Annotated in this window: 15 protein-coding genes and 1 tRNA gene; 15 read left to right on the forward strand and 1 reads right to left on the reverse strand. The window is 40.7% G+C overall.

Annotation, left to right across the window (positions count from 1 at the left end; genetic code table 11):
* Window positions 1-283 precede the first annotated feature (283 nt).
* The 8 genes from sppA (at window position 284) to DW039_RS19740 (ending at window position 8,171) form a co-directional block, all read left to right on the forward strand.
* Complete coding sequence (sppA, locus tag DW039_RS19695; RefSeq protein ID WP_120382275.1) at window positions 284-2,053, forward strand: signal peptide peptidase SppA; 1,770 nt, start codon at window positions 284-286, stop codon at window positions 2,051-2,053.
* Entirely contained in the window at window positions 2,054-3,184 is a 1,131-nt protein-coding gene (lpxK, locus tag DW039_RS19700) for a tetraacyldisaccharide 4'-kinase (protein WP_009037013.1), read from the forward strand.
* Entirely contained in the window at window positions 3,123-3,932 is an 810-nt protein-coding gene (locus tag DW039_RS19705; RefSeq protein ID WP_005835556.1) for a purine-nucleoside phosphorylase, read from the forward strand. The genes lpxK and DW039_RS19705 overlap by 62 nt, the downstream gene beginning before the upstream one ends.
* A 6-nt stretch (window positions 3,933-3,938) precedes the next feature.
* Window positions 3,939-4,988: a thiamine-phosphate kinase gene (thiL, locus tag DW039_RS19710; RefSeq protein WP_005828671.1), complete on the forward strand. Its 1,050-nt coding sequence runs from the start codon at window positions 3,939-3,941 to the stop codon at window positions 4,986-4,988.
* 143 nt (window positions 4,989-5,131) lie between these two features.
* Window positions 5,132-5,204: transfer RNA gene (locus tag DW039_RS19715), tRNA-Phe, on the forward strand.
* Between the two features lie 445 nt (window positions 5,205-5,649).
* Window positions 5,650-6,885, forward strand: coding sequence for a site-specific integrase (locus tag DW039_RS19725; protein ID WP_120382286.1), 1,236 nt, complete (start codon window positions 5,650-5,652; stop codon window positions 6,883-6,885).
* A 300-nt stretch (window positions 6,886-7,185) separates the two neighbouring features.
* A complete protein-coding gene (locus DW039_RS19735) occupies window positions 7,186-7,740 on the forward strand; it encodes a sigma-70 family RNA polymerase sigma factor (protein ID WP_120382278.1) in 555 nt (184 codons plus the stop codon).
* Window positions 7,741-7,778: 38 nt separating this feature from the next.
* Window positions 7,779-8,171, forward strand: a complete 393-nt coding sequence (locus DW039_RS19740; protein ID WP_021929898.1) for a hypothetical protein — start codon at window positions 7,779-7,781, stop codon at window positions 8,169-8,171.
* Between the two features lie 1,171 nt (window positions 8,172-9,342).
* Here DW039_RS19740 and DW039_RS19745 read toward each other — a convergent pair.
* The gene (locus DW039_RS19745; RefSeq protein WP_120382279.1) at window positions 9,343-9,627 is read right to left on the reverse strand and encodes a hypothetical protein; all 285 of its coding nucleotides are present in this window, start codon (window positions 9,625-9,627) and stop codon (window positions 9,343-9,345) included.
* 184 nt (window positions 9,628-9,811) lie between these two features.
* On the opposite strand from DW039_RS19745, the gene tssD reads away from it, so the two are divergent.
* The 7 genes from tssD to DW039_RS19780 all read left to right on the forward strand — a co-directional run bounded on the left by tssD (window position 9,812) and on the right by DW039_RS19780 (window position 14,511).
* A complete protein-coding gene (gene tssD, locus DW039_RS19750) occupies window positions 9,812-10,858 on the forward strand; it encodes a type VI secretion system tube protein TssD (RefSeq protein WP_120382280.1) in 1,047 nt (348 codons plus the stop codon).
* Between the two features lies 1 nt (window position 10,859).
* The gene (locus tag DW039_RS19755; protein ID WP_207810850.1) at window positions 10,860-11,900 is read left to right on the forward strand and encodes a hypothetical protein; all 1,041 of its coding nucleotides are present in this window, start codon (window positions 10,860-10,862) and stop codon (window positions 11,898-11,900) included.
* A complete protein-coding gene (locus DW039_RS19760; RefSeq protein ID WP_120382281.1) occupies window positions 11,890-12,327 on the forward strand; it encodes a hypothetical protein in 438 nt (145 codons plus the stop codon). Before DW039_RS19755 ends, DW039_RS19760 begins: the two co-directional genes overlap by 11 nt.
* A 26-nt stretch (window positions 12,328-12,353) precedes the next feature.
* Window positions 12,354-13,454, forward strand: a complete 1,101-nt coding sequence (locus DW039_RS19765; RefSeq protein WP_243635054.1) for a toxin-antitoxin system YwqK family antitoxin — start codon at window positions 12,354-12,356, stop codon at window positions 13,452-13,454.
* Between the two features lie 25 nt (window positions 13,455-13,479).
* Window positions 13,480-13,713 (forward strand): hypothetical protein, encoded by a 234-nt coding sequence (locus DW039_RS19770; RefSeq protein WP_120382283.1) that lies wholly within the window; start codon window positions 13,480-13,482, stop codon window positions 13,711-13,713.
* Between the two features lie 215 nt (window positions 13,714-13,928).
* Window positions 13,929-14,237 (forward strand): helix-turn-helix domain-containing protein, encoded by a 309-nt coding sequence (locus DW039_RS19775; RefSeq protein ID WP_165853125.1) that lies wholly within the window; start codon window positions 13,929-13,931, stop codon window positions 14,235-14,237.
* Window positions 14,215-14,511: a helix-turn-helix domain-containing protein gene (locus DW039_RS19780; protein WP_120382285.1), complete on the forward strand. Its 297-nt coding sequence runs from the start codon at window positions 14,215-14,217 to the stop codon at window positions 14,509-14,511. Before DW039_RS19775 ends, DW039_RS19780 begins: the two co-directional genes overlap by 23 nt.
* Window positions 14,512-15,082: the final 571 nt, after the last annotated feature.

Genomic DNA, 15,082 nt, shown 5'->3' on the forward strand with positions numbered 1-15,082 from the left:
TCTTTCCACAGCTGTGGTAAGAAAAGAACATTGCTGTGGAAAGATTAGTTTTTAGAGAAACAGACTCAGAAAGTAAAGAGATAGCAATTATATCTGGCATTTTAGAAACTAACTATCCATAAAGAACGAAATGAAATACTTCAAAGATAAAAGAAAAGAGAATGAAATCTCCCACAATACTGTGACAAACCGAAAAACTCAGCGACAGATAGGGTAAATATCAACCTAATTATTTATCTTTGTTAGCTTTTAAAAGTTAGCATACTAAAAACAATAAAGTGCAATGAAAGATTTTCTGAAATTTACGTTTGCCACCATTACCGGCATCATCGTATCAGTCGTTGTTTTAGTTTTCATCAGTATTCTGGTGGTTTTCAGCATGGTATCATCTTCGGAATCAGAAACGCAAGTACGCAAAAACTCCATTATGATGCTGGATTTGAATGGCGCACTGGCTGAACGCAGCCAAGACAATCCGTTCGATGCCCTTATGGGAGACAATTATAAGACCTATGGCCTGGATGATGTCCTCTCCTCTATCAAAAAAGCAAAAGAGAATGACAACATTAAAGGTATCTATATAGAAGCAACTTCGCTGGGTGCAGGATTTGCTTCACGCGAAGAAATACGCAATGCATTGAAGGATTTCAAGGAATCGGGAAAATTCATCGTAGCTTATGGTGACAGCTATTCCCAAGGTCTTTATTATCTGTCAAGTGTAGCCGACAAGGTGTTGCTGAACCCGCAAGGTATGGTCGAGTGGAGGGGCTTGGCCGCTACCCCCATGTTCTTCAAGGATTTGCTGGCCAAAATCGGAGTAGAAATGCAGATATTCAAAGTAGGTACCTACAAATCGGCTGTAGAGCCTTTCATCTCTACCGAAATGAGCCCAGCCAACCGTGAACAGATCGACGCTTACCTGACCTCCATCTGGGGACAAGTGACCAATGATGTTGCAGAATCACGCAAAATATCTGTAGACTCACTGAACGCCATTGCCGACCGCATGTTGATGTTCTATCCCGCAGCAGAAAGTGTGCAATGCGGACTGGTCGATACATTAATATATAAGAATGATGTGCGCAACTACCTGAAAGCGATGGTAGGCATCGACAAAGACGACCGCATGCCCGTACTTGGTTTGCAGGACATGATTAACGTAAAGAAGAATGTTCCCAAAGACAAAAGTGGAAATGTGATTGCCGTATACTATGCCTATGGAGAAATTGACGGTGGTTCATCTTCTGCCTCCAGCGAAGAAGGCATCGACTCTAAAAAGGTGATTAAAGACCTGCGCAAGCTGAAAGATGACGAAGATGTAAAAGCTGTAGTATTACGCGTAAACTCACCGGGCGGAAGCGCCTATGGTTCAGAACAGATATGGTATGCCGTCAGCGAATTGAAGAAAGAGAAACCAGTCATTGTTTCCATGGGTGACTATGCAGCTTCAGGAGGTTACTACATTTCTTGTAATGCAGACACCATCGTGGCCGAGCCTACCACACTGACGGGTTCTATCGGCATCTTCGGCATGTTCCCCAACGCAAAGGGGCTGACTGATAAAATCGGGGTAAATTTTGATGTAGTGAAAACCAATAAATACGCAGACTTCGGCATGCTGACACGCCCGATGAATGACGGGGAAAAAGGGCTGATGCAAATGTATGTGAACAACGGATATGACCTCTTCCTCACCCGCTGCTCCGATGGCCGAGGCATCAGCAAGGAAGACCTGGATAAAATTGCCCAAGGCCGTGTATGGACCGGAAGCAAGGCCAAGGAACTAGGACTAGTCGACGAATTGGGTGGTTTGGACAAAGCTTTGGACATTGCCATTGCAAAGGCCGGAGTAGATGCCTATACCGTGATGAGCTATCCGAAAAAGGAAAGTTTCTTTGAAAGTCTGATGAACACCAATCCGGGTAACTACATCAAAGCACGTATGCTGAAAGGCACAATGGGCGAGATATACCAGCAGTTCAGCGTCCTGGAGAATTTTGACAAATGTGACCGTATACAAGCACGTGTCCCCTTTGAACTGAATATTCAATAAATGGAGGAAAACTTTATCAAGATATATCATTGGCTATATCCCCTATCATGGCTTTATGGAATAGGGGTATGCTTGCGAAATAAACTCTTTGACTGGGGCTGGCTCCGGTCAAAGAGTTTTGACGTTCCAGTAATATGCGTGGGCAACCTTGCTGTGGGCGGAACTGGCAAGACGCCACATACCGAATATCTGATAAAGCTATTACAAAAAAACGGAGTGAATGTAGCCACCCTCAGTCGGGGTTACAAGCGTAAAAGCCGAGGCTATGTACTGGCCGATGACAAGAGCAATGTACGCCAAATAGGTGACGAGCCGTATCAAATTAAAAATAAATTCCCCAATGCACGGGTAGCGGTAGACGAAAACCGTTGCCACGGCATTGAGCAACTGCTGAAACTGGAAAATCCCACTGTAGAAGCCATCATCCTGGACGATGCCTTCCAACATCGCCATGTAAAAGCTGGGCTGAACATTCTACTAACTGATTTTCACCGGTTACTGTGCGATGATGCCTTGCTCCCTGCCGGAAGACTCCGCGAACCTTCAAGCGGTAAAAACCGGGCACAGATGGTCATCGTTACCAAATGTCCGGATGATATCAAGCCGATAGACTTCAACATCATAGCTAAACGGCTCCACCTCTATCCATACCAACAACTGTATTTCTCCAGATTCCGCTATGGAATGTTGACACCGCTATTTCCCGAGAAAACGAACAGCCGGAAAGTGCTCTCCTCCCTCACCGGAGACGAGCAAGTACTGCTGGTGACAGGCATCGCCTCCCCCGCCCCCTTACAGAAAGAAGTGGAATCTTACACGCCACACGTCAAATTGCTGGCATTTGATGACCATCATGACTTTACTCCCAAGGATTTATTGCAAATAAAGGAACAATTCCAGCACCTGGAAGAGTGGAAAAGACTGATAATCACCACGGAGAAAGATGCGGCAAGGTTGAAACTCCATCCCGCACTGGACGAAACACTAAAGCCGTACATCTACGTGCTGCCGATAGAAATAGAAATCTTACAAAATCAACAATATATATTTAACCAAAACATTATTGGCTATGTTAGAGCGCATTCAAGAAACAGCAGCCTTTCTGAAGGGAAAGATGCACACCCAGCCTGAGACAGCAATCATCCTCGGTACCGGACTCGGCAGTCTTGCCGGTGAAATCACTGAAAAGTATGAGATAAGGTACGAAGAAATCCCCAATTTCCCCGTCTCTACCGTAGAGGGACACAGCGGAAAACTTATCTTCGGCAAACTGGGCCATAAAGACATCATGGCGATGCAGGGACGTTTCCATTTTTACGAGGGCTATTCCATGAAGGAAGTAACCTTCCCGGTACGTGTAATGCGCGAACTGGGTATCAAGACCTTATTCGTTTCCAATGCCAGTGGCGGCACAAATCCGGATTTTGCGATCGGTGACCTGATGATTATCACCGACCATATAAACTACTTCCCCGAACATCCATTGCGTGGCAAAAACATACCTTACGGTCCTCGCTTCCCGGATATGAGCGAAGCTTATGACAAAGAGCTGATTCGTAAGGCCGACGCCATTGCGGCAGAAAAGGGCATCAAGGTTCAGCACGGTGTCTATATCGGTACGCAAGGTCCCACATTCGAAACACCTGCGGAATACAAGATGTTCCATATTCTGGGTGCCGATGCAGTGGGCATGTCCACCGTGCCGGAAGTCATCGTGGCAAATCATTGCGGAATCAAAGTGTTCGGCGTATCTGTCATTACAGACTTGGGGGTAGAAGGTAAAATCGTAGAAGTCTCTCACGAAGAAGTGCAGAAAGCTGCGGACGAGGCACAACCGAGAATGACAGAGATTATGCGTGAATTGATTAATAGAGCATAAGAAAGCATGAGAACAGAAATAGCTACCCTCGGTGAATTCGGCCTCATCCGACACCTCACCGAAGGCATTGAACTAAAGAACGAGTCGAGCCGATATGGTGTCGGAGATGATGCCGCCGTCCTCTCCTACCCGGCCGAAAAGGAAGTGCTCGTTACTACCGACTTGCTGATGGAAGGCGTCCATTTCGACCTTGTGTATGTACCGCTCAAGCATTTGGGGTATAAATCGGCCGTAGTCAATTTCTCTGATATCTATGCCATGAACGGCACACCGAAGCAGATTACCGTTTCCTTGGGCATATCCAAGCGTTTCAGTATAGAAGACATGGAGGAACTCTATGCCGGCATCCGTTTGGCTTGCGAAGAATATGATGTTGACATCGTGGGAGGAGACACCTCCGCTTCCTATACTGGGCTTACCATCAGCATCACCTGCATAGGCGAGGGTGAGAAAGGAAAAGTGGTCTACCGCAATGGTGCCCGCGAAACCGACCTGATTTGCGTCAGCGGCGACTTGGGTGCCGCCTACATGGGACTACAGCTTTTGGAACGCGAAAAGGCGGTGCTCAAAGGAGGTGACAAAGACTTGCAACCGGACTTCTCGGGGAAGGAGTATCTTCTGGAACGTCAACTGAAGCCCGAAGCACGCCGTGACATCATTCAGAAACTGGCAGAAGAAGGTATACAACCCACCTCCATGATGGATATATCGGACGGACTTTCTTCGGAATTACTGCATATCTGTACCCAAAGCAAAGTGGGTTGCCGAGTTTACGAAGAACATATTCCTATCGACTATCAGACGGCTGTAATGGCAGAAGAATTCAATATGAACCTGAGCACTTGTGCACTGAACGGAGGCGAGGATTATGAGTTATTGTTCACCGTCCCCATTGCCGACCATGAAAAGGTTGCCGAAATGGAAGGCGTCAAGCTGATTGGCCATATCACCAAACCGGAATTAGGCTGCGCCCTAATTACCCGTGACGGTCAAGAGTTTGAACTCAAAGCACAAGGATGGAATCCTTTGAAGGAAGAAGAAGCGGAAAAAGCATAACTATAAAACTTTTTCAGTATTTTTTCTCAAATCATAAACGCTGATAATTAGCCATATAGCCAATTATCAGCGTTTTTTATTATGAAAGCTATTGCATAGTCCAAAAGTTTCACTACCTTTGCAACCGCAAAAGAGATAAACATGGTGCCATAGCTCAGTTGGTAGAGCAAAGGACTGAAAATCCTTGTGTCCCCGGTTCGATTCCTGGTGGCACCACTTTTACAAAATGAAAAATCATGAAAACCGCTGAAATACAGTTATTTCAGCGGTTTTTTCTTTATGTATTGTCCGCAAAAATATGCAATTTGGTGCAATAAAAAATTGCTGATTCGGTGGCTTTTTTTGAGTCCCATGAAAAAACCACCGATATGTACCATACTTCACTTATTCTCAACGATTTGCGTGAATCATTTTCAGGGATGAAATTCTACATTTGCATACCCTACTGAATGACGGATGAAATACAACGTCTGCTACAGGCTTTCTTATCCGATAATAATGATTGTACCTACAGGCGGATAATAGTAAGAGAAACAAAAATCGGTGGTTTTTTAGAGCCGGCAATAATAAAAGCCACCGAATTTAACATTTCTCTCCAGCCATCCGCTCCATTCAGGATTGACGAAATAACCGAATGTGCAACTTCAAAAAGAAAATGATCATGAAACAAGGAACAATGAACATTCTATTTTTCGTTCTGAAAACAAAACTGCTGAAAAATGGCGAGGCTCCAATCCTAATGAGGATTACCATCAACGGGCAATATGAAGAAATAAGAATACAGAGAAGCGTTCCATTAAAGAACTGGAATCCGGCCAAGGGATGCAGTAAAGGAAAAGACAGGGCTTCCATCGAATTGAACAACTATATTTCCGCCCTCACTACACGCGCATACGAAAAGCACAAGGAACTGACCTTTGAATCGGCACTGATAACTCCAAAGACAATATTAAAGCGTGTGTTCGGAAAGGATGAGACTGTCCGGACGTTGCTTGGAACAGTCAAAGAAGAAATTTCCTCTATGGAAAAGGTTGTTGACATAGACTATTCTCCCGTCACCATCAACCGTTATAAGAATGTGCTCAGAAAACTTGAAACGTTTGTGCCGCGTTTTTATGAGAAGGATGATATTACGTTCCATGAACTTTCCCCTGATTTCATCAAGGCTTTTGATGTTTTCCTGAAGACAGAAGCCGGACTGTGCCGCAACACAATAGTCCGCTACATGAAATGCCTGAAGAAAATCACCAATATGGCAATAGCCAAAGAATGGATGCGGAAAGACCCGTTTTACGGATATAAGATGGAACAGGACGAGACTGATCCGGTATTCCTGACAAACAACGAGCTTCAGGCTATAATGAACAGGGAATTTGAAATTCCGAGGCTGGAGCTTGTCAAGGACATCTTTTTGTTTGCGTGCTTCACCGGTCTGGCGTTCGCTGATGTATCCACATTGAGACCGGAACATCTGGAGCAGGACAATAACGGTGACTGGTGGATAAGAAAAGGACGTGTAAAGCTGGAGAGAAGAAGAAAGTCAAGCTCCATAGCAAATGTTCCGCTTCTTCCTGTTCCATTGGCAATACTGAAGAAATACGAATCACACCCGATATGTCTTAAACAAGGGACTTGCCTTCCTGTTGTCTGCAATCAGAAGGCAAACAGCTACCTGAAGGAGATTGCGGACTTCTGCGGCATCAAAAAGAATCTGACCACACATGCAGCCCGCCATACATTTGCTACGACAGTCACACTGGCCAACAATGTTCCATTGCAGGAGGTGTCTGCCATGCTCGGACATGCATCCACAAGAATGACACAACATTATGCAAGAGTCATGGACAGGAACCTGAAGGACAACATGAATATAGTAAGGAGCAAGATGGGGTTATAGAGATAAACCTATCTTATACCTCGCATAACCGTCTGTAATAACATACAGAGACCAGGCGCTTTCAAGATGAAGTCATCCTCATTTCTTGCAGCAAAGATAGTTGTTTTTCCGAATGATCGCGCAAGGCGGCCCCTGAAGGGGCTTGGTTGCCTGTGAAAAAATCTTCCTCTTGCTGGCGCAAGAGCGTATTTTTTCACGGCAAGCCTTGCAGCAATCATCGGAAAACGAACTGGGGAACACACAAGAAATAAGAATGCCTACCCACGGGCAGGCCATGTATAACTCAATAAATGGAAGATTATGGAAGCGAACAATGTGGAAAAAAGGTTCAATGAATGGTTTACGGTGTCTTATGACAGGTTAAGAAATCTCGTTGGCAGATACGGGGCACTGGATGAGGACAATTTTCATGACACTTATCTGTTTGTAAGAAAGCAGGTGCTGAATCCGGAAAGGGAAATAACGGATTATGAAGCATACTTTATCGGATGTTACAGGAAAGCGTTCATGGCCAAGTTCAGGCTGGAAAGCAAATATGCCCATCCGGATGAATATTTCTTTCTTCGATGTGGGGAAGATGCGGATTTCCTTTCTCCGGATGACCTGAACAGCTGTGAAAAACTGGTGAAGGACATTCTTAACTTTATCAGAAGAAAGTTCTCATATCAGGAATACAGGATGTTTACGTTGCGTTTTTATGAATCAGACTTTTCATTCAAGGCGTTGGGTGAATGTATGGGTATATCGGCAAGTGCCATTTCAGGAAAAGTAAACACGATCATGGATACAGTACGGTCAAACCGGGGATTCTCATGGAGAAGCCAGATGCTGGCAGTAGAAGGATTCATATCCTAATCCGTTAGTTTATTGTATCACCCTTAAAACAGAAACTTATGGCACTGATAGTATATAACAAAGAAAACTCACGTCCGCAGCAGGTGGTTTATCAGGGGAAGCGGACAATCAACATGGACAGCAAGGGAACGGTTTACCTGTCAAAGACAATGTCTATTGAACTGGGGATTCTCGGTGGAGGACGGGTTAATTTCGCACACGATGAGGATACGGGAGAATGGTATATCTGCCATACGACAGACAAGGACGGGTTCACTGTATGGAAAGATAAAAGGTGTGCCAGATTCTCCGCCGGATTCATCGTCAGAAGAATAATGCTTCAGGCAAAAGTGGAAAGGAAGACCGTACAGTTTATGATTGCCAAGGCTCCCATAGAGGTGGGAGGTACAGTATATTACAAGATTCTGCTTTCCAATCCGATTTTCAAATAGTAAGAAGAAGATGGCTCAGAAAGATCCATTATCAGATAATGGTGGTGGATTTTTCCGGGCTATGTTGTTCAGATTTTTACATCATACTATTTGGAGCATTAGGATATTGTTTGGTCAGGGCATTATATTGGCATAATACTATGTCCTGACAATATTATAATATGGGGGCACTATGTTATTGCAATATTATGTTGTCAGGGTATTATGTTGTTGTGTTATCATGTTATTGCAATATTATGTTATTAGGGTATTATGTTGCTATGTTACTATGTTATTGCAATGTTATGTCATTAGGGTATTATGTTGTTATATTACTATGTTATTGCAATGTTATGTTATTAGGGTATTATGTTGTTGTGTTACTATGTTATTGTAATGTTATGTTATTAGGGCATCATGTTGTTGTGTTATTATGTTATCAGGGTATTACACTATTGCAATATCACAACAGAGCTTATTTTACATACACACTGATTATCAATATATTACAACTCTCATTAAGCAGCGCATACAACTTTACTATAACAATCTACATACTATTATATGATACAGATTGATATGTAATATCTGTAAATCAGGATGCCATAGTTCAATACAGCATAAAACTTTCAATATTGAATATTTAAATTTCGGCAAATAACTAAATATCAGGCACTCCATTCACACGATATTCAACTCTGCATACAGGTTTGTCACAAACAAACTGATATTTACATTTTTCATCAGGCAAATACGACTCTATTTTATAGCTATAAATGGGCATGGAGCCACAATCCACTTTAAGTGGATTCTCTGTTCAAACGAACAGAGCAAGTTGTGTTTTTGTCCGACAGAAAGTATTCTGCCAGACAAAAACCAACTTGCCCTCTCTCACGGTCGGGGGATTTTCCTCCGAAGTCGGAAATCTATAAAAGGGAATTTTAGTTTATTTTCAATGAGATTCAAGTATCCATAGGTATAATTTCCATATGCCGATTTTATTTTTTACTGTATCGGTTATTGATATAGTTTGCTTATTGAACTAATTGATTTTTTCAGTTTTCACCTATTTCATAATGAAAGCTTGTATTCATATTTTCAGAATAATAGTATATCTGAAAATCATATAGTATAATATCCTCTCTTTTCATCAATAATGTTATAGTTTTCACAATACTATCTAGTTTGTTTTTTAAACCTTCCTTGCTAATAGTACCATTTGATGCGTATATTGTAAGACAATACGAGTATTTCCCCTGTGTCTATTAAAAAAACTTGCTTTATAAATCTGCCTATCTATTGAATCTATAGGTATATTATACAACACCTTCTTAAAAATACACATCTCACTGACAGCAATAGCTTTATCCTCTTCATGTTGTGCCACGCAAGCAACAGCGAAGAATGAATATGAGAAAATAAAAAAAAGACATACGCTTTTGTATGTTAATTCTTTAAGAACGGCACCAAATTCCATACTGTTCCTCCTTTTGTATAAGCATGATTTAATGCATCTGTATTTTTTACTTCAATATAGTGTTCTGGCAACATTTTTTCTATCATATAAGCACAGGAAGAATCCAAATATGGTCTTCTTTTTACCAAAGATATGAAAATGAAAAAAAAGACAACTATTGTTCGCTTAATTTTTTATCTATGATATGTTTAGAAACACAACTTACCTATTTAATTATCTGTTAAATATTCATCTTTATGACAATAAATTTTGGAATATCCCTATTTTTTCCGTACTTGCATTTTGGAACTTTAAATATATTATTATGGCGGCATACAAAACAATAATGAGAACTGGCAGCATTTTTAATACAAATTCTGACGGTACTGCTATCTTCACGGATGTCTTTGAAGTAGAAAGCATGGAGTACTCTTTTGACAGAGGCATCAGCGATAACGGCAAACCTTCCACTCCTATCGTTGGTGGCATGGCTACCGTTGCATTCAGAGGATTTCCTCCCCAATATCTTCATAAATGGATTCTTAAGAGTGAAGAAAGGTTAAATGTGCAACTCGAAGTATTGAACTTGTCGGAAGAAAGTATACCAGAAGAGACATTACAATTGCTCAATGCGGCATGTATTTCAATGAAGTTTTCTTATGAAGGACTCGGTGAACAAGGTCTTGTCACAACCATACTCACATTGCAGGGTGAAGATGTCACATTAGGTTCAGACACGCTGTATTATGAATGGCAGGAAAGCCGGGACAAACCACAACGGCCAGCATCGATATTCGTCTCAACATTTAATGCAAGCAAAGCAATTCCTATTGTCGTCGATCCATGTATCAAGGCATTTATGGAGATTGACGAGGACTGTGCACAGAAGCCGTATAGTCTAGATTCTTTCTCCATAGAATTTATGCAACGTGTGGATCATAAAGGAGAACCCGCCTGGGAAGAAAAAGGAGGCTTGTTTTCAATATCGCTGAATCATCCGTCAAATTATCTGCTTAATCATTGGGCAATGTATAAGCACAAGCAGAAACATTCCGGCTATATAGTATTCAGGAATCCTGACGGGATGTCCAGTGCTGTCCTTTCCATCCGTTTTGAGAACGCATATTGCATAAGCTACAAAAAGTCCGTATCAGCCGCAACCGATGGAATCCTTTTGGAAATGATTATCACACCGGAGTTCCTGAAGTTTGGGAATATAGATTTTAACAATGGTAAATGGGCTGAAGACTGATATGGAACATAAGAATACAAATGACAAGAATGAATACCATTTCCAGCTGCCGGAAGTGGTAGTGAAAGGCAAAATGCCGGGATGGATGCGCAGGCAATTGGGAATAGCACTTCACCGGAATCCTGCATTATTTAGAAAATGCATGAAAAATGCCACTTCAGTAGAGGGAGAACAGTTTTATTTCAATCTGGCTTTCAATGCGGCAAGAGAAGAAGCAGGACAACAGTTTGTTCAGGCATCCTTGACAGTAGCCGGGATTATTTCTGCCATATCTACCGTTGGTGCATCACTTGCCGCTGCAACTTCATTTGGACGTAAGGCAGCATTGCTTGGACGTGGAGCTTTATTGAAAGGAAGTACATATGCAGGTAGAATTGCTTCTTCCATAGAGGCAGCTTCGTTGAGAGGTGGAATGGCTGTTCAAAATACAATAATACGTTCTGCCACACATTTAAGAACACTTAGTAATATAACTGGTAGAATGCTTTATCCAAATGGCTTGAGTTATGATACGATGTTATTAATGGGAGCAAGTGATCTGAGTTTTCAATTCGGTAGCAGGTTTGCTTATAATCATTTTTATTGGGGGAAAAACTGGAAAGAATCTGGAATAGATGCAATACAAAAAGTGAATATTACAAGTGTTCTTTCATCTTCTTTAGGTTTACCTTTAAGTATAAATGCTGCTATGTCTGCTGCTTTTGATTTGAAAATAAGTGAACAGAGAACTATATTTGATTCAATCTCTACTGTGGATTTTTTAATAAATTATACAGGTAATTTTGCATTTGGAAAAACTATGGATAATGTATCATCGAAGTTTTTTCAAAATATGTTGCAAAATAAAAAAATCCATATCCCATATATAACAGAAAAAGAAATACAACAAATCAATAGGAATTTACATAAGTGGGGAGATGGTACCATAAATCAAATGGGCAAAGGAATGATTTCAATCTATCAAGTATGGTACGAGGAACAAATAGATTCTATATTAAGATTCAATTCATATAAAACTAATATAAAGACTGATGAAAAATAAAAAAGGAATTTTTATCCGCATAATATCAATAATAATATTATTATCATTGCCAATAATATACCTTATGGATGAATTGTACTTTTTTAGCGAAAGTAACAAACGCTATACTATTGGTGTATATTATAAAGATGGATTTATAATCAATTCGAGTACGAGTAGAGAAAAAGGATTTATTTATTATGTTGATAATGTTAAACATATCGCAACAACAAGCAAATATAATAATACAAATTTTCCCCTTACACGTACGTTGATAATGTTTTCATATGTATTTCCAGGTAATGCGAATGTATTAACTTGTACTATACCTAAATGGGTATTATCCCCACCCAAAGACGGATGGAAACAGTTTCCTCCCGACATAAACTGGAAGGGTGCGGAACTTGATACCGCCTATATGAAAAAGATGGGTATAGCAATCCCTTAATAAGACAAATGAGAAATAAGATGTTTATGAGAAAGATATTGTTGTCATTACTGCTGTTTTCTCTCTGTGGAAGTATGATCTTCGCACAGGAGCCATTGGAGATTAATAATGTGGAACGTGTGCCATTGGGGAATCTTACATACCAATGGCGAAACATATATGACCGTACCCCTCTACACGGCAAATGTCGGATTATATTAAGCTTCAGCTCATATCTCATAGCCAACTTCAACAAGGACGGTATCCTTGACGGAGCATACGAGGAATATAAGGACAACCGTCTGTTCAAGAAGTTGACCTATGTAAAAGGTAGGGCGAAAGGAAAAGGATACGAGTACTATTATGATGGAAGTCTGTTGAAAGAGTATTCCTATAACGAGCAAGGCAAGCTGGACGGTATAATGGTAGAGTACGGTCATGCAAGAAGAACGGAACGAGATTACAAGAACGGGAAGATTGACGGGCAGGAACGGATATTCGACAGTAACGGAAATCTGATTACCTATGTCTCGTACAGTAACGATATGCGGCATGGTCCTTTCCGCATCTATGAGGAGGGAGGCGATGATATGCCGCCATTCATTAGAGAAGGATATACCTGGGGCTGGAACGGAAAGAAAGGGAAATACAAGGAAACATGGGCACAGAGCGGAAAGCCGAAATGTATAGAGCACTATACGGAGAATGGGGAGAAGACCGGTCTGTGGCAGGAATGGGACTATAACGGGAAACTCATTAGGGAAGAAAACTATGCGGAAATGCCATACTATACAGTGATGTTTGACAGTAACGGCTATCCGATAAAGCGTTATTACTATAAGGAAGACCTGTCTACAAACAGCGTACAGTATTTCTATCCCGGAACGGACAAGGTAATGAAAGATGAATACAACATCGACTTCAGGAACTTCAAGCGTGATTACCGCCAGTTTTATGAGGATGGTATGATACAGGAAGAGGGACACATGAAAGGAGGTGAAGTGGTGTTTTCAAAAGAGTATTACAAGAACAGGCAGCTGAAATGCGTGAAAAAGATACAAAGAATATACGGATATGATATTCTTACAGTTACAGAACTGTATGATGAAGAAGGAAAACCTCTGCCTATTCCATCAGGAACATTCTAATGGAGGGAAAAAAGATTGTGTTTGAATGTTTAAACAGTTATCCCTTCCATCAAAGATAAATCCCAATCCTGATTTGCCAGCCGCATTTATTTCTTTTTTCAGGAGAATTTTCCTTATGGCTTACGCCATGAAAATTCACCTGAAAAAGAATGCGGCGGCAAACGGATTGGAATTAAAGGAAAGATTACAGGGATTAACTGCGACCGACGTGACGCATAGCCGTAAACTAAAGGCGGCTATCCTTATATCTCATATCTGACCTCACGAATACTGTGAAAATGCACCTTCCCCAATAACAAAACATAACCTGCTTATCCAATCCCGAAATAAGACAGGGATTTCAGCTCCCTCCGATCTGCATAGTCCGGTGGCTTCGCTATGACGTCTGATGTAATATAATGCACTTTGATGATAGTCTCTTGTGTTCCACAGCCTTCTATTCTATTTTTGTACCAACCACTTAAACAAATGATTATGGAGATAGTGAACATAGAAGCTGGTGCATTTATGGAAATGAACGACATATTGTTCAAGATAGAAAAACAACTGAAAGGACTGAGCTCTTCCAAATCTGAACTGAATGAATGGTTGGATAATCAGGATGTATGTATTCTTATGAATATATCAGACAGAAAACTGTTGTCTTTAAGACAGAAAGGGCTAATCCCCTTCAGTCGTATAGACAGAAAGATTTATTATAAAAAAGAAGATATTCTAAGCTATATTAGGAATAACCTTAAAACATATACAAATAATGGAAATGGGACAGCAGGTATTGAATAAAGATAGTAATGAGGTCAAGAGATTTATTGAAGTCATGGAAGGTATATCCAAAATGTTGAATGCAAATTCTTTAATCTACAGACCTATATTAGACGGGAACCGCTATATTACAGAACAAGAATTATCAAAGGCTCTCAAAATAACCAAAAGAACACTCATTGAATATAGAATGAATGGCAAATTGCCATATTACAAAATAGGAGGAAAGATCCTGTATAAAGAACAAGACATTATAGATATATTGGAAAGAAACAAAGTTTTGGAATTTGAATGATATTTCTTAAAACATTAGTAATCAAAAGCTAAACTTTATACAAATAACTTGTAACCACTTTAAATAACTATATAAATATTTGGAGGAATAGAACCGAACACTTACCTTTGAAAAGTCAAAGGATGATTAACGAGAATCTATCGAAAATTGGTGAATTTGGCATATGGCTGATTCAGTGGTTCGGGGATTTTTCCAAAGATATTAAAGTGCTGTAATTTAGGATTTTGAATTTATATGTTCGATTTCTGGTGGCACCACTTTTACAAAACGAAAAATCATGAAAACCGCTGAAATACAGTTATTTCAGCGGTTTTTTCTTTATGTACTGCCCGCAAAAATATGCAATTTGGTGCAATAAAAAATTGCTGATTCGGTGGCTTTTTTTGAGTCCCATGAAAAAGCCACCGATATGTACCATACTTCACTTATTCTCAACGATTTGCGTGAATCATTTTCAGGGATGAAATTCTACATTTGCATACCCTACTGAATGACGGATGAAATACAACGTCTGCTACAGGCTTTCTTATCCGATGATAATGATTGTACCTACAGGCGGATAATAGTAAGA

Origin of the sequence: Bacteroides sp. AF39-16AC, assembly GCF_003602735.1 — a bacterium.
Classification (GTDB): Bacteria; Bacteroidota; Bacteroidia; order Bacteroidales; family Bacteroidaceae; genus Bacteroides; species Bacteroides uniformis.

Bases quoted from the DNA above. Each gene is read 5' to 3' on its own strand.
- sppA (WP_120382275.1), top strand. From the start codon at position 284: ATGAAAGATTTTCTGAAATTTACGTTTGCCACCATTACCGGCATCATC.
- lpxK (WP_009037013.1), top strand. From the start codon at position 2,054: ATGGAGGAAAACTTTATCAAGATATATCATTGGCTATATCCCCTATCA.
- DW039_RS19705 (WP_005835556.1), top strand. From the start codon at position 3,123: ATGTTAGAGCGCATTCAAGAAACAGCAGCCTTTCTGAAGGGAAAGATG.
- thiL (WP_005828671.1), top strand. From the start codon at position 3,939: ATGAGAACAGAAATAGCTACCCTCGGTGAATTCGGCCTCATCCGACAC.
- DW039_RS19725 (WP_120382286.1), top strand. From the start codon at position 5,650: ATGAAACAAGGAACAATGAACATTCTATTTTTCGTTCTGAAAACAAAA.
- DW039_RS19735 (WP_120382278.1), top strand. From the start codon at position 7,186: ATGGAAGCGAACAATGTGGAAAAAAGGTTCAATGAATGGTTTACGGTG.
- DW039_RS19740 (WP_021929898.1), top strand. From the start codon at position 7,779: ATGGCACTGATAGTATATAACAAAGAAAACTCACGTCCGCAGCAGGTG.
- DW039_RS19745 (WP_120382279.1), bottom strand. From the start codon at position 9,627: ATGGAATTTGGTGCCGTTCTTAAAGAATTAACATACAAAAGCGTATGT.
- tssD (WP_120382280.1), top strand. From the start codon at position 9,812: ATGTTTAGAAACACAACTTACCTATTTAATTATCTGTTAAATATTCAT.
- DW039_RS19755 (WP_207810850.1), top strand. From the start codon at position 10,860: ATGGAACATAAGAATACAAATGACAAGAATGAATACCATTTCCAGCTG.
- DW039_RS19760 (WP_120382281.1), top strand. From the start codon at position 11,890: ATGAAAAATAAAAAAGGAATTTTTATCCGCATAATATCAATAATAATA.
- DW039_RS19765 (WP_243635054.1), top strand. From the start codon at position 12,354: ATGAGAAAGATATTGTTGTCATTACTGCTGTTTTCTCTCTGTGGAAGT.
- DW039_RS19770 (WP_120382283.1), top strand. From the start codon at position 13,480: ATGTTTAAACAGTTATCCCTTCCATCAAAGATAAATCCCAATCCTGAT.
- DW039_RS19775 (WP_165853125.1), top strand. From the start codon at position 13,929: ATGGAGATAGTGAACATAGAAGCTGGTGCATTTATGGAAATGAACGAC.
- DW039_RS19780 (WP_120382285.1), top strand. From the start codon at position 14,215: ATGGGACAGCAGGTATTGAATAAAGATAGTAATGAGGTCAAGAGATTT.